Origin of the sequence: Knoellia remsis (genome assembly GCF_003002895.1) — a bacterium.
GTDB classification, from domain to species: domain Bacteria; phylum Actinomycetota; class Actinomycetes; order Actinomycetales; family Dermatophilaceae; genus Knoellia; species Knoellia remsis.
In genome coordinates, this window is the sequence record NZ_PVTI01000017.1 from 64,406 (window position 1) to 86,124 (window position 21,719).

Annotated in this window: 27 protein-coding genes; 8 read left to right on the forward strand and 19 right to left on the reverse strand. The window is 70.6% G+C overall.

The annotated features are described in order from the left end of the window. The first annotated feature begins 5 nt into the window (after window positions 1–5). A complete protein-coding gene (locus BCF74_RS11005) occupies window positions 6–2,927 on the forward strand; it encodes a helix-turn-helix transcriptional regulator (RefSeq protein ID WP_106298005.1) in 2,922 nt (973 codons plus the stop codon). A gap of 30 nt (window positions 2,928–2,957) precedes the next feature. On the opposite strand, the gene BCF74_RS11010 is transcribed toward BCF74_RS11005, so the two are convergent. The 4 genes from BCF74_RS11010 to BCF74_RS11025 form a co-directional block, all read right to left on the reverse strand. After that, a complete protein-coding gene (locus tag BCF74_RS11010; protein ID WP_106298006.1) occupies window positions 2,958–3,323 on the reverse strand; it encodes a UBP-type zinc finger domain-containing protein in 366 nt (121 codons plus the stop codon). Between the two features lie 81 nt (window positions 3,324–3,404). Then, complete coding sequence (locus BCF74_RS11015) at window positions 3,405–4,061, reverse strand: SRPBCC domain-containing protein (protein ID WP_106298007.1); 657 nt, start codon at window positions 4,059–4,061, stop codon at window positions 3,405–3,407. Between the two features lies 1 nt (window position 4,062). Beyond that, on the reverse strand, window positions 4,063–4,431 hold the full coding sequence (locus tag BCF74_RS11020; protein ID WP_106298008.1) for an ArsR/SmtB family transcription factor: 369 nt from the start codon (window positions 4,429–4,431) through the stop codon (window positions 4,063–4,065). A gap of 236 nt (window positions 4,432–4,667) precedes the next feature. Next, window positions 4,668–5,240, reverse strand: coding sequence for a glycine cleavage system transcriptional repressor (locus BCF74_RS11025; RefSeq protein ID WP_106298009.1), 573 nt, complete (start codon window positions 5,238–5,240; stop codon window positions 4,668–4,670). 66 nt (window positions 5,241–5,306) lie between these two features. Here BCF74_RS11025 and BCF74_RS11030 point away from each other — a divergent pair, with 66 nt between their 5' ends. The 3 genes from BCF74_RS11030 (at window position 5,307) to BCF74_RS11040 (ending at window position 7,285) form a co-directional block, all read left to right on the forward strand. Then, complete coding sequence (locus BCF74_RS11030; RefSeq protein WP_106298010.1) at window positions 5,307–5,534, forward strand: type II toxin-antitoxin system Phd/YefM family antitoxin; 228 nt, start codon at window positions 5,307–5,309, stop codon at window positions 5,532–5,534. Then, window positions 5,531–5,920: a type II toxin-antitoxin system VapC family toxin gene (locus BCF74_RS11035; RefSeq protein WP_245889307.1), complete on the forward strand. Its 390-nt coding sequence runs from the start codon at window positions 5,531–5,533 to the stop codon at window positions 5,918–5,920. Before BCF74_RS11030 ends, BCF74_RS11035 begins: the two co-directional genes overlap by 4 nt. A gap of 219 nt (window positions 5,921–6,139) precedes the next feature. Next, a complete protein-coding gene (locus BCF74_RS11040; RefSeq protein WP_106298012.1) occupies window positions 6,140–7,285 on the forward strand; it encodes an acyl-CoA dehydrogenase family protein in 1,146 nt (381 codons plus the stop codon). Window positions 7,286–7,319: 34 nt separating this feature from the next. On the opposite strand, the gene BCF74_RS11045 is transcribed toward BCF74_RS11040, so the two are convergent. Both BCF74_RS11045 and BCF74_RS11050 read right to left on the reverse strand, forming a co-directional pair. Beyond that, window positions 7,320–7,835, reverse strand: coding sequence for a putative immunity protein (locus tag BCF74_RS11045; RefSeq protein ID WP_106298013.1), 516 nt, complete (start codon window positions 7,833–7,835; stop codon window positions 7,320–7,322). Window positions 7,836–7,844: 9 nt separating this feature from the next. Further along, window positions 7,845–8,168, reverse strand: coding sequence for a hypothetical protein (locus BCF74_RS11050; RefSeq protein ID WP_106298014.1), 324 nt, complete (start codon window positions 8,166–8,168; stop codon window positions 7,845–7,847). Window positions 8,169–8,328: 160 nt separating this feature from the next. Here BCF74_RS11050 and BCF74_RS11060 point away from each other — a divergent pair, with 160 nt between their 5' ends. After that, the gene (locus BCF74_RS11060) at window positions 8,329–10,563 is read left to right on the forward strand and encodes a catalase (protein WP_218279251.1); all 2,235 of its coding nucleotides are present in this window, start codon (window positions 8,329–8,331) and stop codon (window positions 10,561–10,563) included. Window positions 10,564–10,672: 109 nt separating this feature from the next. Here the strand turns inward: BCF74_RS11060 and BCF74_RS11065 are convergent, their stop codons facing one another. Genes BCF74_RS11065 through BCF74_RS11080 form a run of 4 tightly spaced genes read right to left on the reverse strand, consistent with a single transcriptional unit; the run spans window position 10,673 to window position 12,376 of the window. After that, window positions 10,673–11,116, reverse strand: coding sequence for a TA system VapC family ribonuclease toxin (locus BCF74_RS11065; RefSeq protein WP_106298016.1), 444 nt, complete (start codon window positions 11,114–11,116; stop codon window positions 10,673–10,675). After that, entirely contained in the window at window positions 11,109–11,354 is a 246-nt protein-coding gene (locus BCF74_RS11070) for a DUF2191 domain-containing protein (protein ID WP_106298017.1), read from the reverse strand. Before BCF74_RS11070 ends, BCF74_RS11065 begins: the two co-directional genes overlap by 8 nt. A 31-nt stretch (window positions 11,355–11,385) precedes the next feature. Then, window positions 11,386–11,772 (reverse strand): VOC family protein, encoded by a 387-nt coding sequence (locus tag BCF74_RS11075; RefSeq protein ID WP_218279253.1) that lies wholly within the window; start codon window positions 11,770–11,772, stop codon window positions 11,386–11,388. Between the two features lie 52 nt (window positions 11,773–11,824). Further along, window positions 11,825–12,376, reverse strand: coding sequence for a TetR/AcrR family transcriptional regulator (locus BCF74_RS11080; protein WP_106298018.1), 552 nt, complete (start codon window positions 12,374–12,376; stop codon window positions 11,825–11,827). Window positions 12,377–12,444: 68 nt separating this feature from the next. On the opposite strand from BCF74_RS11080, the gene BCF74_RS11085 reads away from it, so the two are divergent. Next, window positions 12,445–13,461 (forward strand): alpha/beta fold hydrolase, encoded by a 1,017-nt coding sequence (locus BCF74_RS11085; protein WP_106298019.1) that lies wholly within the window; start codon window positions 12,445–12,447, stop codon window positions 13,459–13,461. Between the two features lie 11 nt (window positions 13,462–13,472). Here the strand turns inward: BCF74_RS11085 and BCF74_RS11090 are convergent, their stop codons facing one another. The 7 genes from BCF74_RS11090 to BCF74_RS11120 form a co-directional block, all read right to left on the reverse strand. Then, complete coding sequence (locus BCF74_RS11090; protein ID WP_106298020.1) at window positions 13,473–14,441, reverse strand: N-acetylglucosamine kinase; 969 nt, start codon at window positions 14,439–14,441, stop codon at window positions 13,473–13,475. Window positions 14,442–14,528: 87 nt separating this feature from the next. Next, a complete protein-coding gene (locus BCF74_RS11095; protein WP_106298035.1) occupies window positions 14,529–15,338 on the reverse strand; it encodes a sugar isomerase domain-containing protein in 810 nt (269 codons plus the stop codon). Between the two features lie 22 nt (window positions 15,339–15,360). After that, window positions 15,361–15,855, reverse strand: coding sequence for a hypothetical protein (locus BCF74_RS11100; RefSeq protein ID WP_106298021.1), 495 nt, complete (start codon window positions 15,853–15,855; stop codon window positions 15,361–15,363). Between the two features lie 250 nt (window positions 15,856–16,105). Continuing rightward, complete coding sequence (locus BCF74_RS11105; protein WP_106298022.1) at window positions 16,106–16,831, reverse strand: 4a-hydroxytetrahydrobiopterin dehydratase; 726 nt, start codon at window positions 16,829–16,831, stop codon at window positions 16,106–16,108. Window positions 16,832–16,960: 129 nt separating this feature from the next. Then, window positions 16,961–17,482: a M23 family metallopeptidase gene (locus tag BCF74_RS11110; RefSeq protein WP_106298023.1), complete on the reverse strand. Its 522-nt coding sequence runs from the start codon at window positions 17,480–17,482 to the stop codon at window positions 16,961–16,963. A gap of 202 nt (window positions 17,483–17,684) precedes the next feature. Next, window positions 17,685–18,371 carry a type 1 glutamine amidotransferase domain-containing protein gene (locus tag BCF74_RS11115; RefSeq protein WP_106298024.1) on the reverse strand — a complete coding sequence of 229 codons (687 nt, stop codon included), beginning with the start codon at window positions 18,369–18,371 and terminating at the stop codon, window positions 17,685–17,687. Between the two features lie 21 nt (window positions 18,372–18,392). Next, entirely contained in the window at window positions 18,393–18,998 is a 606-nt protein-coding gene (locus BCF74_RS11120) for a TetR/AcrR family transcriptional regulator (protein WP_106298025.1), read from the reverse strand. 133 nt (window positions 18,999–19,131) lie between these two features. On the opposite strand from BCF74_RS11120, the gene BCF74_RS11125 reads away from it, so the two are divergent. Further along, on the forward strand, window positions 19,132–20,052 hold the full coding sequence (locus BCF74_RS11125) for an NAD-dependent epimerase/dehydratase family protein (protein ID WP_106298026.1): 921 nt from the start codon (window positions 19,132–19,134) through the stop codon (window positions 20,050–20,052). 21 nt (window positions 20,053–20,073) lie between these two features. Here BCF74_RS11125 and BCF74_RS11130 read toward each other — a convergent pair whose 3' ends face one another. Both BCF74_RS11130 and BCF74_RS11135 read right to left on the reverse strand, forming a co-directional pair. Beyond that, window positions 20,074–20,292, reverse strand: a complete 219-nt coding sequence (locus BCF74_RS11130) for a type II toxin-antitoxin system VapC family toxin (RefSeq protein ID WP_106298027.1) — start codon at window positions 20,290–20,292, stop codon at window positions 20,074–20,076. A gap of 34 nt (window positions 20,293–20,326) precedes the next feature. After that, complete coding sequence (locus BCF74_RS11135) at window positions 20,327–20,560, reverse strand: antitoxin VapB family protein (protein ID WP_106298036.1); 234 nt, start codon at window positions 20,558–20,560, stop codon at window positions 20,327–20,329. A gap of 290 nt (window positions 20,561–20,850) precedes the next feature. Between BCF74_RS11135 and istA the strand changes: the two genes are divergently transcribed. Continuing rightward, window positions 20,851–21,719 (forward strand): IS21 family transposase (gene istA / locus BCF74_RS11140; RefSeq protein ID WP_146132942.1); only part of this gene is annotated, 869 nt, incomplete at its 3' end.

Sequence of the window (21,719 nt, forward strand, 5' to 3'; positions counted from 1 at the left end):
GAGGCATGACTCCTCCGGTGCGCGAGCTCGTCGGACGCGATGCCGACCTCGCCCGGATCGCCGAGCTCATCGGGCTCGACGACCCACGCGGGGTCGGCGTCGTGGTGTCCGGAGACGCCGGCATCGGCAAGTCCGCCCTCCTCGCCCGGGTGTCGGCGGACGCCGAGACCGCCGGCTGGCAGGTCGCCTGGGGACACTGCGTCGGACAGTCCGGCAGCGGCGTTGCCCTCCTGCCGTTCACCGAGCTCGTCGGGCGCCTGCACCAGCTCGCCCCCGACACCGTGGCCGACGTCGCCACGACCCGGCCCGCACTGAGGGCCCTGGTGCCCGACCGCCGTGGTGGCACCACCGAGCAGGCACAGCCCGGACAGGTCGGCGAAGCCGTCCACGCCCTCCTCACGGCCATCGGTGAACAGGGGCCGCTCCTCGTCGTCGTCGAGGACGTGCACTGGGCCGATCACTCCTCTCGAGACCTGCTGACCCTCCTGCTCACCCGGGGTTTCTCCGGCCCGGTCGCCCTCGTCGTGACCTACCGCAGTGACGACCTGCACCGCCAGCACCCCCTGCACGAGACGCTCGCGGTCTGGGCACGGATCGCGGGGGTCTCCCATCTCAGCCTGGAACCCTTGCAGGACAGCGCCATTCGCGACCTCGTCGCACAGACGGACGCCACCCTCAACGCCGACCTCGACGAGGCCACGGCCGCGGAGATCACCCACCGCGCCGAGGGCAACCCCTTCTTCGCCGAGGAGCTGACCGCCAGCACCATCGCGGGCAAACCGATCACCGGAGGTCTCAGCCGCGTCCTGTGGGCGCGCGTGGACCAGCTCTCCGAGGTTGCCCAGCACGTCGTGCGCACCATGGCCGTCGGAGGTCGCACGACCAGCCACGACCTGCTCGCCCGGCTCGTGGACCTGACCGACGACGAGCTCGACCGCGCCGTCGCCGAAGCGGTCGAGCGTCACGTCATCGAGACCCGCTGGCCACCCGCCTACGCCTTCCGCCACGCGCTGCTCGCCGAGACGACGACCGCCGACCTGCTCCCCGGACAGCGTATGCGCCTGCACCGTGCGTATGCCGCCGCTCTCACCGACGATCCCTCGCTCGGGCCGGCATCCGAGCTCGCCCGACATGCCGCCGCGGCCGGCGATCTCGCCACCGCGGTCGCGGCCGCGCGGACCGCGGCGCGAGCAGACCTCGCCGTCGGCGGTCCCGTCGACGCGCTCGCGCAGCTCGAGCAGGCCCTGTGCTGGCTGAACGAGGACGCCCTGGAGCGCGATGAGGTGAGCCTCGAGGCCTCCGACGCGGCCCTGGCTGCCGGGGACGTCGTGCGCGCGGTGCACCTGCTCCAGGACCGGCTCGACCATCCCGGCCCTGACCAGGCGCCCGCCATGCGGGCCCGGCTCCTCGCCACCTGCGCGAACCGAGCGCGACTCGTCGACATGCCTCCTGCGGACGCCGGGCTGGCCATGACCACCGAGGCACTCGGGCTCGTACCGGACGATGACCGCGAGACGCGTCTCGTCGTCCTCATGGCCCACATGCAGCAGCTCGTCGACACCCGGGACTACGCCGCCGCGGCCGCCCTCGGGGAGGAGGCGTCGACACTGGCCGACACCCTCGGCCGGACCGACGCGCACACCGAGATCCGCACGATCCAGTCTCGCGTCATCGAGATCCACGACGACCTCGACGCCCTCGCCGTCCACCTCGATGGGCTGCTGCGCGACCTCGGTGGTCGACCCGACCCCCTGCTCGTCCGCATCCACCACCAGGGCGCGACGATGCATCACCGGCGGGGCGAGCTGCGCCGGGCACTCGAGTCGTATGACGCGAGTGCGGCTCTCGCGCACCGCTTGCGGCTCGACTGGGCACCCTTCGGGATGGAGGCGCGCCTCATCGGCGGGCTCACGGCATACGAGCTCGGCGACTGGGACGGTGCGGAGCACCGGCTCGACGTCGCCGACCCCCTGCTCCCCCAACCGGGTCGGTCGTTCTTCGAGGCGGCGCTCATGCTCGTGCGCGCCGGCCGCGGGGAGGGCATCGGCGACGACGAGATCGACGCCGTGCGCAGCTGGTGGCACGTCGACGGTCTCGCCGTCGTCCTGCTCGCGATGCCGAGCATCGAGCACTTCGGCAACCACGGCGCACTCGACCGGGCCCTCGACATCGCCCAGGACTCGGTCGCGCGGCTGGACCGCACGTGGGGTCGCTACCACGCCGTCGTGCGGCTCGCCGCCCTGCTCGCGGGTCAGGTGGCGACGCACGCGCCCACCCTCGACGGGCCGACGCTGCGCCGTGCCGACGCGCTGCTGGAGTCCCTGACCGAGCGTGTCGACGTCATCATCGCCCAGCCGCAACGGGGCGCTCACGACGGCGCGGTGAACCTGCCCGACACGAACACCGAGACGTGGGCGTGGAACCAGCGCCTGCGGGCTGAGCTGCTCAGGATTCGTTGGCGCACACCGTCATTCACGTCACCGCCACTCGAGGACCTGCGCTCCCACTGGCAGGACTCGGTGGCCGCCTTCGACCGCTACGGGCACGTCTTCGAGGCGGCGAGGTCGCGGGCCCGGCTTGCCGCGGTCCTGCGTGCCTCCGGTGACATCGCGGGCGCGCGCCGAGAGGAGGAGCTGGCGCGCGGCGTCGGCGAGCGCCTCGGCGCCACTCCCTTGCTCCACGAGCTCGACACCCTCGCGACGACGTCGAGCACCACGACGGCCGACGACCCGAACGCCCTCACCCCGCGTGAGCAGGAGGTCCTCGAGCTTGTCGCTCGCGGCCTCTCGAACGGCCAGGTGGGGACTGAGCTCTTCATCTCGACGAAGACCGCGAGCGTGCACGTCTCGCGCATCCTGGCCAAGCTCGGTGCGTCGTCGCGCACCGAGGCCGCGGCCGTCGCGCGCGATCGCGGTCTCGTGCCCTGACGCTGCGTGAGCTGCGGGTATGCCGTCCGGTCAGGTGTGGATGAGGTCGCGCCAGTTCTCGGGGACGCGCTCTGCGGGCCCGGGGGCGGTCTGGTCCTCGGGGTGGGCCAGCGGCGGAGCCAGCTCCGGCCCGCGGCCGGTCTCCTCGGTGGCGAAGCTGTAGAACCAGACCTCGCCCGGCTCGTAACTGCGGATGATCGGGTGCCCGGTGTCGCGGGCGTGCGCCGAGGCGTGCTGGCTCGGCGAGGTGTCACAGCAACCGATGTGCCCGCAGGCGGCGCAGCGACGCAGGTGCACCCACCAGCCGTCGGTCTCCGTGCACTCGACGCATCCCGGCCCGGACGGCGGGACGCTCGGGTCGAGGTCGGCGGACTCGGAGAAGGTCACGGGTGCCATGAGCTCGACGCTACTCCCGAGCCGTCGACGCGGCCACGGGCACCGAGCCACGGGCAGGGGGCCACGGCAGGTCGCCCACGGTCACGTCCCGGTGTAGAACCCGTACGTCGCGTCGGCAGCACGACGCGCCGTGTCCGGGTCGGCACCGGCGGCCTCGTGCGCGGACGCCCACGCGTCAGCCGCGCCGCGATAGAACTGCCGGCCCTCGTCGGTGCCGGCCCACGCCTCGGCCTCGCTCGGAGCCAGGGACCCCTCGGTCGCCCCGAGGTGCAGGGCCAGCCCGAGGAAGCCGCCCTCCCAGCCGACGCCGGTCGCCCCGGGACCGTAGGTGTCCCACATCTCCGAAGGGATCTCACTCGTCCGCGCGACGTGCTCGAGCCGGAGTCGGGTGCGCTCCCCCTCGCCGGTGAGCAGCAAGGTCAGCCAGGTCACCCCACCCATTTCCCAGGTGACGCGCAGGTCCGCGGTGTCGGTGGCGGCGTCGGCAGGTGGGTTGCACTCGAGCACCTCTCCGCCGGCCTGGCCCTCGAACTGGAACCGCCCGCCGACCCGGAAGTCGCCACTCACCGGCAGGAACCAGCGGGCGATGCGCTCGGGCGTCGTCACGGCGTCCCAGACGTCGTCGATGGGTGAGGGGTAGCTCTGCTCGAGGCTCTGCACGGTGACGGTCGCGCCGTCACGCTCGTCGGTGCGCAGCTCGCGGGTCACGGAGCCGAGCTGGGTGAGGACGTCGACCATGTCAGGTCTCCTTCTGTGGGGTGGATCGGTTGCTCGTCGAGGAGGTGCGGCGCTGTCGTCGCCCGCGCGCGAGCTCGGTGTCGAGCGCGGCGAGCTTCGGGATCCAGAACCGCTCGAACGCGGAGAGCCACTGCGTGGCCTCCTGCGGACCTTGCGGGTCCACGGCATACACCCGACGGGTTCCCTCCGGTCGAACGGTCGCAAAACCGTTGTCCCGCAACACTTTCAGGTGTTGCGAGACAGCCGGCTGGCTGATCCCGAACTCTGCGCCGATGGTCGCGGCGACAGACCCTGCCGTCTGTTCACCGTCGGCGAGCAGCTCGAGGATGCGTCGGCGGACCGGGTCGCCGAGGACGTCGAGTGCGTGCACTCGTTCATTGTTGCGTCACAACTTATATAAGTCAATCGTGATGTATGCCGTCCGCGCACCTGAGCGCCCCCTGTCACCAGGATGGCCGTGCCGGAGGGGGGAAAGGGTGAGTTGCGCACCCACGCGGGCGGAGCGATCCGTGGCGGAGGGGAGGAATTGGTGAGTTGTGCACGCGCGGAGGGAACGCGTCAGGCCGGACGAGCCAGGTGGGCCGGGCGGGATGGGTGGGCCGGGAGTCAGGCGTCTCCCGCGTCCGCGTCGGAGTCGGCCGGGCCGAGGGAGAGGTCGACCATGACCTCCGTCGCGAGCTGCTCGAGGTCGCGACGCAGCGCCTCGACGTCCGCTCCGGCCGGCACGGTCACCACCGCTGTGGCGTCGAAGAGTCGGCCACCGGCCATCGGGGCGTCGCGCGTCGTGCTCTCGAGCTCGGCAACGCTCAGGCCGTGCTTCGCCAGTACGCCGGACACGGCACCGACGATGCCCGGGCGGTCATTGCCCAGCACCTCGACCCGCACCCGCGTCGTATCCGGCACGTCCGTCACAGCAGACGAGGCACCGTCACCCCCCGCACCGTCACCCGACTCGTGGACGCTGACGTCGAGCAGCCCGTCGAGCGGCACGAGCGCCTCACGCAGCGCATCGACGCGCACCTCGGGGACGGTGACGACGACGATCCCGGCGAACTTGCCCGCCAGCTCGCTGAGGTGGCTGCGCTCCCAGTTGCCACCGCCCTCGGCGATGACGTCGGCGAGGGCCTTGACGAGTCCGGCGCGGTCGTCGCCGATGACGGTGAGGACGAGTGTGGTCACGTCACCGATCGTAGGGCACCACGGACTTCATTGACCAAGTTGGTTGACCAACTTATCGTTGACGGTATGAAGACGGTGAAGGTCCTCGAGGCGAAGACCCACCTGTCCGACCTGCTCCGCGAGGTCGAGGCCGGTGAGGAGATCGTCATCGCTCGCGGCAACACCCCCGTGGCGAGGTTGGTCGCCGTCGAGTCCGGGCCGCGCGAGCTCGGGTTCGTGTCGTGGTCGCTGCCGTCATCGTTCTTCGACGACCTGCCGGATGACGAACTGGAGGCGTGGGAGGGCGAAGGGTGAGGCTTCTCCTCGACACGCACACACTCCTGTGGGCGTGGACCGAGCCCGAGCGCCTCGGACGACGCGCCCGAGCGCACCTCACCGCGAGAACAGCCGAGGTGTGGGTGTCGGCTGCCTCGGCGTGGGAGGTCGCCGCGAAGCATCGCCTGGGGAGGCTTCCCGAGGCGGAGTCCGTGCTCAGTGCGTGGTCGGCCAACGTGACCCGGCTGAAGGCCCGCGAACTGGCGATGACGAGCAGTCACGCCCTGCTGGCGGGTGGGCTGGCGTGGGCGCACCGGGACCCGTTCGACCGGATGCTGGCGGCCCAGGCCCTCGCCGAGTCGCTCGTCCTGGTGACCCGGGACCCCGCCTTCGCCGACGCGAAAGGCGTGACGACGCTCTGGTGAGCGAAGGGTCCAGTCGCGTTCGCTCATCGGCTCGCCGCCGAGGTCTCGATTCGCCGGACGTCCCACGAGCCGAGGCATCGGTGACGAATCGACGATGGCGCGCGGACGGCATACCGGCACGAACCCCGAGCGAATCGGTCACAGTCCCCCGCCTCGACCACCGCCGCGGCGATAGCGTCACAGGTGACCTGCGGTAAACCACCCGGCGAAGGAGCCTTCATGGACCGCGACCTCTTCGACTCCGACCACGACGCCTTCCGCGAGAGCGTGCGCACGTTCATCGCCAAGGAGGTGAGCCCGCACTACGAGAAGTGGGACAAGGACGGGATCGTGCCGCGCGAGCTCTTCACCAAGAGCGCCGAGCTCGGCGTGTTCATGGCGGTTCCGGAGGAGTACGGCGGCGCCGGGGTCAAGGACTTCCGCTACAACACGGTCCTCGCCGAGGAGTCGGCGCGCGCGGGCGTCGGGCCGGCCATGGGCGGACCCGGCCTCGTCGCCGACGTGTGCATGCCCTACCTGCTCGACTTCACCACCGACGAGCAGAAGGAGCGCTGGCTGCCCGGCGTCGCGAGTGGTGAGAAGGTCGTCGCCATCGCCATGACCGAGCCGGGCGCCGGGTCCGACCTCTCCGGCATCCGGACGCGTGCGGTCCGCGACGGCGACGACTACGTCGTCAACGGCTCCAAGGTCTTCATCACCAACGGCATCAACGCCGACCTCGTCATCACCGTCGTCCGCACCGGCGACGACCCGCACCGCGGGCTGAGCCTGCTCGTCATCGAGGGCGACACCGAGGGGTTCACCCGCGGCCGCAACCTCGACAAGATCGGCATGCACGCCCAGGACACCGCCGAGCTGTCCTTCGACGACGCGCGCGTGCCGGCGAAGAACCTTCTGGGACAGGAGAACCTCGGCTTCTTCGGGCTCACCGCGAACCTGCCGCAGGAGCGACTGTCCATCGCCGTGGGCGCCATCGCCATGGCCCAGGCAGCGCTGGACTGGACCCAGGAGTACGTCAAGGACCGCAAGGCGTTCGGGCGCAGCATCGGCTCGTTCCAGGCGACCCGGCACCGGCTCGCCGACCTCGTGACCGAGGTCGAGATCACCCAGACCTACGTCGACAAGGCCGTCCTCGAGCTCAACGCCGAACGCCTCAGCGCCGTCGACGCCGCGAAGGCGAAGCTCTGGACGACCGAGCTGCTCGGCCGCACCCTCGACGCCTGCGTCCAGCTTCACGGCGGCTACGGATACATGCAGGAGTACCCCGTCGCCCGCGCGTGGGCCGACGCCCGGATCTCGCGGATCTACGGCGGCACGAGCGAGATCATGCGCGAGATCATCGGCCGCTCCCTCGACCTGAAGTGACCTGAGTCGACCGGGGCGCCGCACGCCGCGTGCCTCAGTCGCCGAAGACGCCCCAGCAGAGGTCGTCGCGTCGGCTCTGGTCCTCGAGCACGAGCTCGCGTACCTCGTCGGGCAGCTGCTCGCGCTGCCAGTCCCGCTCGGCGCGAGCGACCGTATGCCGCTCGGCTGCCGGTGCCGCTTCGCGCGCCGCCTTGATCGCGTATGCCGCCGCGCCCAGGTCGTGCTCCGCGACGTGCGGGACGCACGCGGCTTGGCCCGCGGCATACGCAGCGAACCGCGCCGCCCCGACGAGGGGACGCGCGGCACCCATGGCGTGACCCCCGGTGGCGCGGCTGGACATCATCGCGACCTCGCCGCGGGTCCAAGCCCGGGCCGCGTCCACGGCATGACGCGGACGCGGGTCGCCGGGCTGGGCCGACTCGAAGAGCGGGAGGACGTGCTCGGCGCACGTCGCGGCCCAGAGGGCGAGCAGCCGGTGGTGCTCGTCGGTGAGGGTGCCGCCCCGGCGGACCGTCACGAGGCGCGGGTCGCGCACCTTCGGCAGGATCACGCGGAAGGATCAGGCGGTGAGTCGGCGCGCGCGGGCGGTGAGGTCGGCGAGCAGGTCCCAGCGGTTCGGCGGGACGTCGATGTCGAGGGTGAGGTTGTCGTCGGTGCCCGAGACGGCGAAGGAGAAGACGTCGCTGACCTGCGATTCGCTGTCGGTGAGGCCGCGGACGTGGTCCGTGAGCCCGGCGTCCCCCGAGAGCTGCATGCGGATACCGGACTCACGCAGCTCGACCTGCTGGACCGCGGACTCGAAGAGCGAGTCGAACCCGGCCAGGCGGGGCGGTCCTGACGCCGCGGACAGGGCGCCGACCTCGGGCGGGGTGAGCGAATCCATCCGTGCAAACTAGCCGTCTCGGGCCGATTCCGCCTCTTGGCGGGCGGCGCGTCGCCCTGACCTGCAGGTATGCCGCGGGCTCACCTGCACGTATGCCGCGGGCGGACGTACGGGCGATGGCGCTTGTTTTGTCGCGCCCGACCCGGGGTAGTGCCACGACATGGCAACGACGAAGAAGACCCCAGCCAAGAAGTCCGCCACGTCCACGGGAGCCGGCAAGGCCACCACCGCCGCGGTGCCCCAGCCCGGCACCACTCCTGGCAAGTCCACCAAGGAGACGACCACCACGAAGACCAAGGGCACCGAGCCCGCGAGCCCGACGCAGACCGCGTCCCCGCAGGAGGTCGGCAACGGCGGTGAGCTGCACCAGCTCGCCGGCGGCGACAGCCCGCCCATGACGACGGCCCACGGCACCCCGGTCCAGGACGACCAGAACTCGCTGCGCGCGGGCGACCGCGGCCCGACGCTCATGTCCGACTTCGCGTTCCGCGAGAAGATCTTCCACTTCGACCACGAGCGCATCCCGGAGCGCGTCGTCCACGCCCGCGGCTATGGCGCGCATGGCGTCTTCGAGAACTACGAGTCGCTCTCCGACATCACCCGGGCGAGCATCTTCGCGGAGGCGGGCAAGCAGACCGAGACGTTCGTCCGGTTCTCCACCGTCGCGGGCAACCTCGGCTCCTTCGACCTCGCCCGCGACGTGCGCGGGTTCGCGACGAAGTTCTACACCGACGAGGGCAACTGGGACCTCGTCGGCAACAACATCCCCGTCTTCTTCATCCAGGACGCGGTGAAGTTCCCCGACCTCGTGCACTCGGTCAAGGAGGAGCCGGACCGCGGCTTCCCGCAGGCGCAGTCGGCCCACGACACCTTCTGGGACTTCGCCTCGCTCATGCCCGAGTCGACCCACATGACGCTGTGGCAGATGTCCGACCGCGCCATCCCGCGCTCGTTCCGGATGATGCAGGGCTTCGGCGTGCACACCTTCCGGTTCGTCAACGAGGCCGGTGAGAGCACGTTCGTGAAGTTCCACTGGCGGCCGCTGCTCGGCATGCAGTCGGTCGTGTGGAACGAGGCCGTGAAGATCAACGGCGCCGACCCGGACTTCCACCGCCGCGACCTCTTCGACGCCATCACCGCCGGCGACTTCCCGGAGTGGGAGCTGGGCGTGCAGGTCTTCGACGACGCGTTCGCCGACTCGTTCGACTTCGACGTCCTCGACGCGACGAAGATCATCCCCGAGGAGGTCCTGCCCGTCCGGCCCATCGGCAAGATGACCCTCAACCGCGTCGTCGACAACGTCTTCGCGGAGATCGAGCAGGTCGCGTTCATGACGCAGAACGTCCCGCCGGGCATCGACTTCAGCAACGACCCGCTGCTGCAGGGGCGGAACTTCTCCTACCTCGACACCCAGCTCAAGCGGCTCGGCAGCACGAACTTCAGCCAGATCCCGGTCAACGCCCCGCGTTGTCCGGTCGCCCACTTCCAGCGCGACGGCCACATGCAGATGGCCCCGCAGAGCGGGCGGACGGCATACGAGCCGAACTCCTTCTCCGGTGACGACCGCGGGCCGCGCGAGGCGGGCCCCGCGGGGCACGTGCCGTTCCCCGGCGAGGTGACCGGCGAGACGCGCCGGATCCGGGCGGAGTCGTTCGCGGACCACTACAGCCAGGCGCGGCAGTTCTGGCTGAGCCAGACGCCGGTCGAGCAGGACCACATCGTCGCGGCCTACGTCTTCGAGCTCGGCAAGTGTGAGGTCCCGGCGATCCGCGAGCGGATGGTCGCGAACCTGCGCAACGTCGACGAGTCGCTGGCGACGCAGGTCGCGGATGGTCTCGGTATGCCGCTTCCCGCGGCCTCCGAGACGACTGTGCCGGCGCGCGACGACCTCGAGCCGAGCCCGGCGCTGTCGATCCTCGCCAACGCGCTCGAGACGTTCGAGGGCCGCAAGCTCGGCCTGCTCGTCGGTGACGGTGCCGACGCGTCGGCGGTCAAGCGGCTGCAGCAGGGCGTCGCGAAGGCCGGTGGCATGGTCGAGGTCATCGCCGTCGCCGTCGGTGGCGCGACGCTGTCCGACGGCACGCTGCTCGAGGCGGACCAGGCCATCGCGGGAGCGCCGTCGGTGCTCTACGACGCGGTCGCGATCGTGGCCGGGTCGGACGGCACGCCGCTCGCCAACGAGCCGGCAGCGCGCGACTTCGTCGCCGACGCGTTCACGCACTACAAGGTCATCGGGCTCGCCGGTTCGACCGACGCGCTCGTCGCGGCGGCCGGGCTGGACGGCAAGCTCGAGGGTGACTCGGCCGTGCTGCCGGTCGGTTCGGCCAAGGACGCGACGGCATTCGTGTCGCGTCTCGCGGGTCCGCGCCAGTGGGAGCGTGACCTGAGGGCCTGACCTTCGTCCGCACGCTCATGTCGTATGCCGGCCGCGCGCCTCGCGCGGCCGGCATACGGCTGTCTGCGGTCGGTGGCTGATGGTGAAGCCGGTGCGCCTCGCGGTCGGGCTAACTCGCGAGCACCACGGCGTGACGGCGATCCGCGGGCGCGAGGGCGGTCACGAGTGCCGCGTCGAAGGTTCCCAGGATGGCACCGTGGAAGGCCGCGAGGTTGACGAGGTGGAAGTCCGTCACCTGCTGATGTCCCACCAGGACGGTGGTGTCGATGACCGGGGCGGCAAGACTCGACGGGTCCGGCAGGAACCGCCAGGTCGGGAGGGCTCGCATGCCGGCAAGGGTGTCGGCGGCCTGACGGCCGGTGAGCGGCATGCCGGTCACCGCGGGGTTCGTCATGAGGCGGAAGAAGCCGGCCTCGGTCACGGGAGTGGTGGCCCACGAGTTGGTCGAAGCCAGTGCTCGATGAGCCCCTCGGTGATGGACGTGGTTGGTGAGCGCGAGCGCCACGAGGACGTTCACGTCGAACAGGAGAGTGGGAGGCGTGCTCTCAGTCATCGCGGTGCGCAGCGACGAGCTCGTCAGTCACCACGTGGTCGGGTGGGGCCACGATCACGGGGAACGGCGAGTACTCGACGTCGACGAACACCTGTGACGTGCCTGCCCCCGCACCACCGGTGCCCAGCCCCTTCAGCGCCAGCTCGGAGACCGCCTTCCCCAACGACGTCCGCTGGGCACGCGCGATCGATCGAGCCGCCGCGAGAACCCGGTCGTCGAGATCCAATGTCGTGCGCATCACCGCATCATAGCATCACTGCATCCCTGCCTCACGCGATCTCGATGTACTCGAAGACGGCCCCGTCGGGGTGCCTCGCGATGAGGCGCGCTCCCTTGGGCCCCGGGGTCGGACCCTCGACGACCTCACCCCCGGCCTCCGCGAGCGCACGCAGGACCTCATCCAGGTCCCGCACCTCGATGGTGGCCGAGCGGTCCCGGTATGCCGCGGTGTCACCGGCCAGGAGGAGGAACGGGCCCACGCGGGCGAGCTGCACGCCGCGGAAGGTGAATCGTTCCGCCTCCGTGCCGGCGAGCGACTCGTAGAGCGGCAGGGCGGCGTCGAGGTCGTCGACGAAGACCCGCACGAGGACGTTCACGATCGGCGACCGCGGCCTCGCCGGTGACTCGTCAGTCGACTGCTCCATCGACTCCTCCATCGGCGCAGCCTAGGGCGCACCGTCCCTGCGGGCGATGGCGCGGCGACCCCGGTCAGGGCAGGTGGGTGCGCAGGAGGTCCATGGCCTCGGACTCGTCGAGGTCGCCGATGAGCACGCGGATGACGAGGCCGTCACTCAGCCCGATGAGCTCGCGGGCCGTGCTCCGGGGGGCGTCATCGCCCAGCTGGGCGAGGAGTCGGGCCGCCTCGTCCTCCTGACCCCGTTTGGCGTCGGCGAGCAGGGTGGCGATGTCGGGGTCGCGGGTGCACTCGGCGACGTAGGCGTACCAGACACGCAACCCGGGCGCCCTCTCGGCCGCACTGGACAAGGGGTGGGCGACGACCTCGACGAGGCGCGCCCCGGGCTCGGCGGCGGCGGTCGCCTCGTAGGCCTCCCTCGCCGCGTCGCACATCGCCCGGCACCCGGCACGCAGGAGGGCGTCGCGGCTCCCGAAGTGGTGCTGGATCCTCCCCACGGACACGCCCGCCCGGCCGGCGACGTTGCGGAAGCTCACCGCATCCATGCCGCGCTCGGCGATGAGCGCGAAGAGTCCGTGCAGGATCGCCGTGCGCGAGTCCCGCTCGATCCGGCCGGAGGTCGTCATTTGACAACCCTACCAAGACGGCAATACGTTCGTATCGTTCCGGCAATACGATCGTATCGGAGGACGTCATGGCCGCGGTCGCCTCGTCACGCAGGGACATCCAGCCATCCCGCGGGCGCCGCTGGCTGCGCAGGCTGGCCATCGCCCTCTTCGTCGTCCTGGTCCTCGACAAGGTGGTGGGCATGGCACGCGACGACGCCACGGTCGGACGATGGGTCTCGGCGAGCGGCCGCGACGCCTACGTCACGGCATACGACAGGACATGGCAGGACCTCCCGAAGCCCACGAGCGTGCGCGAGGTCCCCACGACGTTCGGGATTGCACGCGTGTATGAGTGGACCCGGCCGCAGGTGGCCGGCCGGACTCCCGTGGTCCTCCTGCCGGGACGCAGCTCGGGGTCGCCGATGTGGGCCGCGAACCTGCCCGGGATCATCGCCGAGCGACCGGTCTATGCCATGGATGCCATCGGCGACGCCGGTCTGTCGGTGCAGTCGACGCCGCTGAGCTCCTTCGCCGACATCGCCCAGTGGGTTGACGAGGCGCTGGCCGCGTTGAAGGTCGAGAAGGCGCACGTCGTCGGGCACTCCTTCGGCGGCGCGAGTGCCGCCGCGCTGGCCACGACGCGGCCCGGACGCATCGCGAGCCTGACCCTGCTCGAGCCGGTGATGACGTTCGAGTCGATGCCGGTGTCGACGATGCTCTGGGCGGCCCTGCTCTCGGTGCCAGCCCCGCAGTCATGGAAGGACCGCGCACTCGCAGAGATCGGAGGCACGACGGTGGAGGAGGTCCGCCGGCGCACGCCCATGTCCGAGATGATCAACCTCGGTTCGCGCAACTTCAGGGCTGCCCTGCCGACCCCGAAGGTCGCGACCGACGAGGCGCTGCGCGGGTGGACCTTCCCCGTGTATGTGGCGATCGCGTCGGACAAGTCCCTCGCCGGCGGTGAGGAGGCTGCCGCCCGAGCGCGGTCGCTGCTGCCGAACGCGACGGTCAAGGTCTGGCCGGACACGACCCACTCCCTGCCGATGCAGGTGGCGGCCCCGCTCGATGCGGAGCTCGTGGCGTTCTGGGCCGCTGCCGACTGAGCGCTGCTCGCTCAGGACCGGGTGAGGGCGGCGTGCACGCTCGCCGGGAGGTCGATGCCGAGGTTGCGCGCGGCCAGCCACGCCGCTCCCCCGGCCCCGGACCCGGTGTGGCGCAAGGTTGTCCTCGGCCAGCGGGCGAGGATGTGGTCGGCGACCAGCTCGCCGAGTCGGGTGGAGCTAAGCAGCCCGCCGCCGAGGACCACGACCGGGCCGTCGTCAGGTCGATGGATGCCGGCGAGCGTCGTCACGAGCTCGTCCGCCGCCGACGCGAGGATCTCACCGGCCTGCCGCGACCCCGCCTCGTCCGCGGCGACGACGTCGGCGGCGATCTCGGACAGGCGGACAGGCTCGAGGGCGTAGGCCGCGGTGAGGATCGCCAGACGGTCGACGACCCACTCACCGGTGAGGGAGGTTCCGGTGAGCCGCTGGGAGACGAGGTCGCCCAGCGGGTCGGCGGGGTCGCGCCCGGGCTGCAGGGTGCGGCGGATCGCTTCTCGTCCCAACCAGTACCCGGAGCCGTGGTCGCCGAGCATCCAGCCGAGCCCGTCCGCCATCGGCCCCAGCGTCCCGCCGATGATCGCGGCGGCGACTCCTCCGGTTCCGGCGATGAGGATGGACCCGTCGAGGGCGTCGCTGCCGGAGGCGAAGGCCACTTCGACGTCTCCGACGAGGACCGGTTCGCCCGGCACGCCGAGCTCGTGCCACATCGTGGCGAGGGCGGCGTACGCATCGGTCGCTCCGAAGCCGGCTGCGCCGATGACGTTGGCACGCAGACGCGCTCGGTCGATCGGACCCTCGGCGCCACCAGCCAGCGCTGCCTCGATCGCTGCGCCGATGGCGGTCATGGCCGGCCCGACACCGCGCGACGTGGGGTTGCCGCCACCCGCGGTCCCGCGGCCGAGGATGCGACCGTCGAGGTCGGCGATGACGGCGCGGCTGCTCGTCCCGCCGACGTCCATGCCGAGGACGAGGTCGCTCACGTCATGCCCCGCTCGCGCCGGGTCCGCTCGCGCGCTGACCAGCCGCGTCGTGACCGGTCTCGCGGCGACCCGCCGCGCACGGTGACCTCACAGCCCGCGACGCAAGCGGCCGGCATACCGGTCCTCGAGGGCGTGGTTGTGCTCGTCGCCCTCGGGGATGTTCGCGGAGAGGTAGACCGGCGGTGTCTCGCCGTCGGCGACCAGCCGCACGAGCGACTCGGCGACCATCATCTGCGCGAGGAGGGCCGCGGTGATCGACGACAGCCCGCACGCGGCGCCTCCGCCGGGGAGCGGGAGGATCGCGTCGCCGTAGGGGGCGCCGTTGTCGAGGACGATGTCGGCAACGTCGAGCAGCTTGTCGCCGCTGGGGTGGCGCGAGTCGATGCGGCTCGTGTGCGCGAGTGAGGTGACGGCAATCAGGTTGTGCCCCTTGGCCTTCACGAGCTTGGCGAACTCGACGATGCTGCCGTTGCCGCCGGAGTTGCTCGCGATGAGGAAGAGGTCCTGCGGCTGCACCTCGGGCACGAGACCGTAGATGTGGCTCGCGAACTCCGGGTCGCGCTCGAGCTCACCGGTCGGCTCGTCGTCGCCTGCCGGTCGGGCTTCCCTGGCGGCTGCGACGGCGTCACGCAGCGCGAGCCGGTTTGTCGGGATGTAGCCGCCCGCGCGCCCGGCGATCTCCATGGCGAACGCCTCGGAGTGGCCCGTCCCGAACGTTTGCAGGACACCGTCGTTCGCGATGCAGTCCGCGATCAGACCGGCGGCGGCCGCGATGGCGTCGCGCTGGGTGTCGGCGACGATGCGGATCGCGTCGGCAGCTGTTGTTGCGTATGCCGCGCCGCTGAGTTCCGTGGGCAGCGGCACCTGTGCGGGGACGGGCGTGTCCGAGGGGGTCATGGTGCCCATTGTCGGGCACGGGTCATCGGGTGTCCGGGAGGCCTGTGGAGACTGAATCCCGCGCATCGATGAGATCGGCGACGCGTTGTTGTCCGTCGAGGATGAGCTGCCGGTAGGCCTGCTGCTCTGGGGACTCGCTCGGGAGCCTGTCGTTGCCGGCACGGGACGCGGACAGCGCGGTGGACGCATCGGCGAAGCGCTGCATACGGCGATATCCGTCCGCGAGGTTGAGCTGCAGGGACGGGACGAAGCCGGCGATGTTCAGGCTCGGATGGAGCGCATGCAGATCGGCGTCGGTGACCTGGGGGGCGAGGTCGAGGGCGAGTTCGTCCCAGCGGACCTCGTCCTCGAGCGAGTCCTGGGCGTCCGCGAGGTAGTGGGCGACGATGAGCCGGCCCGCGGCGTCGGACTGATCGAGCGAGTCGTAGAACGCCTGAAGCGTCGCGCGACCGCCCGCGAGAGCGGGCCCGAGCCGGGTGAGGAAGTCGCCGCTGGCGCGGTCGTCATGATCGGTCATGGACTCGACCCTAGAAGGAACGCCCGACGGCCCACATCACGATGTGTGCGCACATGGCTACACCCGCGACTCGGGGAGACCGGGTGACGTGAAGTCCTGCGCCTCGATGAGGTCCCCCCTCCTGCACGAAACGGTTCGCGAGCCGCGCCGTGACTCGTGAGCCGGATCGATCCGGCTGGCGAATGACGGCTCGGCTCGCGAGCCGGATTGGGTATGCCGTCCGCGCGCCGCGGAGCCCCATCCGGGCGGATCAGCCCTGCGCCACGGCCGAGGTGTCGACGCAGAGGATGCCCCGGTTGCCGTCCTGGTCGGCGATGACGGTCAGGCCCGGTGACTGGCTGTCGTCGACGACGGTCCCTCCGGCGGCGACGGCTGCGGCGATGCGGTCCTCGACAGCCTCCGGGGCGAGGTACACCTCGACGTGGAAGCGTCCGCGAGGCGCCTCGGCGGCATCCTCGGCCCGGCCCTCGTCGGCGTCACCGAACCAGAGGTTGGGGACCCGCACCGTCGCGTCGCGGACCTCGTCGCCCGGGGTGCCGCGGCCCTGCGCGTCCGCGTCGCCGGTGAGCAGGGCCGCCCACACGGGCGCGATGGTCGCGGAGTCGCCCGTGTCGAGGCCCAGCTCGAGCTCGCTGACGGAGGCGGGGTCGGGGCCGGCCTTGTGGGCGGCGGCGAGCTCGGTGATCCTGCGGGCGAGGTCGACGTCCTGCTGGGTCACCCACTCGATGACGTACTCGGTGCCGTCGTCGTCGCGGTAGATCGCGTCGTCGGTGACGAGCTCGAGGTCGACGTGGCCGGCGCCCATCGCGACCCGTGGATGGTGTCCGATCTCGTCGCCGGCCTCGGCGATCGCGGCGACGAACCGCGCGCCGGCGGCGAAGTCCTCGACGAGGTAGCGGGCATGCAGGCCTTGGGCCAGCTTGCGCCAGTCGGACAGGTTGGCGTGGGCGATCTGCTCCCCCATGAGCATGTCCATGCCTCCACGCTATCGGGGCTGAGGGCAACGCGCGGTCGGTTTGGGGGACGAAGCCGGCCACGCGCGCAGGTGAGGGTGCCCACCTGCTCGCGCGGCCGGCATACGACCCTGTGTGTGAGTCAGTCGAGGTCAGGGCCAGAGGTTGGGGTTGAGGTCCGAGCCGTACTTGCCGTAGCGCGGACGGCGCTCGAGGTGCAGGTGCGGGCCGGTGACGCGACCGGTCTCGCCGGAGTAGCCGATGAGCTGACCGGTGGCGACCCGTGCACCGTCGAACACGACCCGCCGCGACAGGTGGCAATAGCCCCAGTCCGAACCGTCGACGTTGTCGTTGATAAGGATCATCGTGCCGTAGGCGCTGCCCCAGTCGGCGCGGCCGGTGCGGACGTCGCCATGGATGGTCGCGTAGACGGGCGTGCCGACGGGACAACCGATGTCGACACCGGTGTGGTAGCCCGCAGCCCAGTCACCGGGCTGACGCCACTGCGCCGTGATCGGGTGACGGCTCGGGTCCTTGACGGGCCGAACGTACGAGGCGGCCTGGGCGGCCGGTGCTCCGGCGACGCCGGCCACGGCGAGTCCGGCGAGCGAGGCACCGCCACCGAGGATGAGGCGGCGGCTGGGGGCGTGGGTTGCTTCCTGCTGGTCTGACATGACTCTCTCCCGATGGTGTGGACGATCGGGTGAGGGACCTGAACCACGCGGCCCCCTCAGCCCGCTCGTGCTTCCTTGGTCGTGCAGTGCAGGCACCTACCTGCACGACAGCGAACGTACCGAACCTCGGGCAACTCCGCGCGGCGAGCGCCGCGTGCGACAGGGTCCGCGCTGGTTACGACAGCCGGACGTCGGGTCGCGCTCACAGCAGCTCGGCGACCTTGGTGGCGGTCTCCTTGGCCGACCCCGGGTTCTGGCCGGTCACGAGGGTGCCGTCGACGACGGCGTTCGACACGAACGGCAGCAGCGCCTTCGAGTAGTGGGCGCCGCGCTCCTGGATCTCCTCCTCGATGTTGTACGGGACGAGCTTGTCGACGCGGGCGAGGACCTCCTCGCGCCACGAGAAGCCGGTGAGGTTGCGGCCGGCGACGAGGTAGTCACCGTTGGAGAGCCGGGTGTCGCGCAGGCCGCAATAGCCGTGGCAGACCGCCCCGACGACACCGCCGCGCTCGAAGATCTCGCGGGTGATCCGTTGCAGGCCCTCGCTGCCGGGGAAGTCGAACATGACCGCGTGGCCGCCGGTGAAGTAGATCGCGTCGTAGTCGGCCGAGTCGATGTCCTGGGGGCTCTTGGTCGTCTCGAGCAGCGCCATCCGCTCCGGGTCGTTGTGCCACGCCTTGGCGGACTTGTCGTAGGTGGGGAACTTCAGCGATCGCGGCTCGAGCGGGGACTTCCCGCCGGCGGGGCTGACGATCGTCTGCTCGAACCCGTGCTCCTCGAAGATGTCCCAGGCGTGGGTGAGCTCGGAGAGCCACAGGCCGGTCGGGTGTGACGGGTCGGCGTCGTAGTGGTCGACGTTCGTGACGACGACGAGGATGCGCTTGGTCATGGGGTGTCCTTGTCCGCTCGGTCAGTTCGTGGTCGGGAGGATGGCGGCGTATGCCGCCCGCACGCGTCGGTCGACCGCGCGCGGCTTGTCCTTGGGCAGCTTGCCGTCGAGGTGGAGGAAGGCGAGGCCGTGGGCGAGGCCCCAGCCTGCGGTGGCGAGGTCGTCGGCGTTCGCGTCCGGGAAGACCTGGGCCATGACCGCGGCGAGGTGGTCATGGAGGGCGGCCGCGGCGCGCACCCGCTCGTCGTTCTCGACGTCGCACTCCCGGCCGAACATGAGCTTGAACAGCTCCGGGCGCCGGAGAGCGAAGCGGACGTAGCGGACGCCGAGCTCGATGACCTCCTTGCGCGTCGAGGGCATCGCCGGGCCGGCGGTGCCGTTCCTGCCGGGTCGGCCCGCTGTTAGGTCGGCGAAGAGGTCCCGCATGCCCTGCACGGCCAGCGCCGACTCGAGGGCTTCCTTGTCGGCGAAGTGGCGGTAGAGCGCGGTCGGTGAGACCCCGGCACGGCGGGCGAGGGCGCGCAGCGACAGTGGCTGGCCCTCCTCGAGCATGGCGTTGGCGGCCGTGACGAGGGCAGCCCGCAGGTCGCCGTGGTGGTAGGTGGAGCGGGTGGCCGTCGCCGTCATGCCGGGCATCCTCGGGTGGTGCGGCTGGAAGTGAGCGGCGTTCACATAGTAGCGCGTCGGGTGCTATGTTTGCAGTGTTAACTTCGCACCGCCTCGCCCGGCGGGCGCATCGACCACGGTGGAGAGGGCTTCCATGCAGACCATCCTCGGGGCCGGCGGACCGATCGCCGACGAGCTGGCCCGCGCGCTCGTTCGCAGTCACACCAAGGACATTCGGCTCGTCAGCCGCAAGCCGGTCAAGGTCAACGAGAGCGACGAGCTCGTCGTCGCGGACCTCACCGATGCCGAGGCGACGAGTCGCGCCGTCGCGGGCAGCTCCGTCGCCTACCTGACCGTCGGGCTGCCGTTGGACTCGGAGCTGTGGGAGCGACAGTTCCCGGTCATGATGCGCAACGTCATCGACGCGTGCGCCGAGCACGGCACGAAGCTCGTCTTCTTCGACAACACGTACATGTACCCCGGGACGCCGGAACCGCAAGACGAGCGGACGGCATACGCACCCGCTGGACGCAAGGGGCGCGTCCGCGGCGAACTGGCGCAGATGTTGCTCTCCGCGATGGAGGCCGGGAGGGTCGAGGCGCTCATCGGTCGGGCGCCGGAGTTCTATGGGCCGGGGCGGACGAAGAGCTACACGAACTCGCTGGTGTTCGACCGGATCCGCGCGGGGAAGCGGCCGTTCGTGCCGGTCAACGCGCACACGAAGCGGTCGCTGATCTGGACTCCCGACGCGAGCCGCGCGCTGGCCCTGCTCGGCAACACTCCTGATGCGTTCGGGCAGACGTGGCACCTGCCGATCGACCCGGACCGCAAGACGTATGCGCAGCTGGTCGAGATCGCGGGCGAGGTGCTGGGGCGGCGGATCGGCTACACGGTGCTGCCGATGCTCGCGTTCCGGATCGGGCGGAGGTTCAACGAGACGCTGGATGAGATGTTCGAACTGTTGGCGCGGTATCGCGGCGACAACCTGTTCGACAGCTCGAAGTTCGCGGCACGGTTCCCCGAGTTCGAGGTGACGACCTACCGGGACGGCATCGAGCAGATCCTGACGGGCTGAGCGCGGGCGTGAACCCGCGGGTCAGTAGCTCAAGACTCGCATTCCGACGATCCGTGAGAAGTGTGCGCGGTTGGCCGTGAGAAGGGCAGCGTCACCGTTGAGCGCGGTGCAGCCGATCAGCAGGTCCATGGTGGCAATCGGGGTGCTATGCTGGGTCAGGCTCGCATGGACGCGGGCGTAGGCATCGGCGACCCGTGTACCCGGCTCGATGACGGGTAGATCGCCCAGCACCTGCATCACTCGACAAGCAGGAACATCGTGTGGAGGTGGATCATCACCAGCGCGGTTCGCGGACGGGGTGATTGCGACGATTTGCGACTGCTTCCTCGACCGAATCAAGTGTCGTGTCCGAGACCGCGGCTGAGTCGAGGGACGTCAGGAGGTCCCCAGCCATGGCGCCGGGTACGGGGAGGTGCTTCTTGATCACCTGCGAGAAGGAGCCGCCGTCCTTCAGGCGACTGAGTCGTTCGTAGGCCTCCATGTCGATGGTGATCGTCTTGACTGCCATGCGCTGAGCGTATGCGGACGACTGCACAGGTGCGTCACAATTGGCTGCATCTCGACAGCCGCGACGATTTGCTAGATGTCGAGATGCACCGAAGACTGCACAGCCGCATGCGGGCTACTTTGCATGACTCGGCGCCATCAGCGACGTTATGCAAGCTTGCTGTGACACCCCGGCTGGTTCTGACAGCCTGAGTTGGCCCCACCATGACGGCTTGGGGTGGCTCCACCTGGTCTGCGTGTCGGGTGGTGTGACGGTCTGATTTGGCCCCACCCCGCGCCAGCGTTGCAGCTATGGCGACGAACGCATCGGTGGTGGTGTCCGGGACGGGGTCTCGGGTGGAGTTGTTCGCGGCGATCCGTCGGGATGCCCGGGTCGAGGAGTACTCGATCCGGGAGCTCGCGCGCCGTCATGGGGTGCACCGGCGGACGGTGCGGCAGGCGTTGGCGTCGGCGGAACCGCCAGGTCGGAAGACCCCGACGCGGGTCGCGCCGAAGCTCGGCCCGTACGTCGAGGTCGTGGATGCGATGCTCGTCGCCGATCTGGACGCGCCGAGGAAGCAGCGACACACGGCCCGCCGGGTCCACGCCCGTCTGGTCGATGAGCACGACGCGCAGGTGTCGTATTCGACGGTGCGGGACTACGTCCGCCGGCGTCGGCCGGAGATCGCGGTCGAGCACGGCAAGGTCGCGGTGGTCGCGATGGTCCCGCAAGACCACGCCCCGGGTGTGGAGGCGGAGGTCGACTTCGGCGAGGTGTGGGTGGTCTTGGATGGGGTGAAGACCAAGTGCCACCTGTTCGTGTACCGCCTGTCCCACTCCGGCGCCGCGGTCCACCGGGTGTACCCGACGTGCGGTCAAGAGGCGTTCCTCCAAGGGCACATCGAAGCGTTCGAGGCTCTCGGTGGGGTCCCGACCGGACACATCCGCTACGACAACCTGACTTCCGCGGTGTCCCAGGTGTTGTACGGCTCGGGTCGGCGCCGGACCGAGAACCCGCGGTGGGTGCTGTTCCGGTCCCACTACGGCTTCGACGCGTTCTACTGCCACCCCGGCATCGAAGGGGCGCACGAGAAGGGCGGCGTCGAGGGCGAGGTCGGCCGGTTCCGCCGCACCTGGCTCACCCCAATGCCCGAGGTGAAGACCCTCGATGAACTGAACGA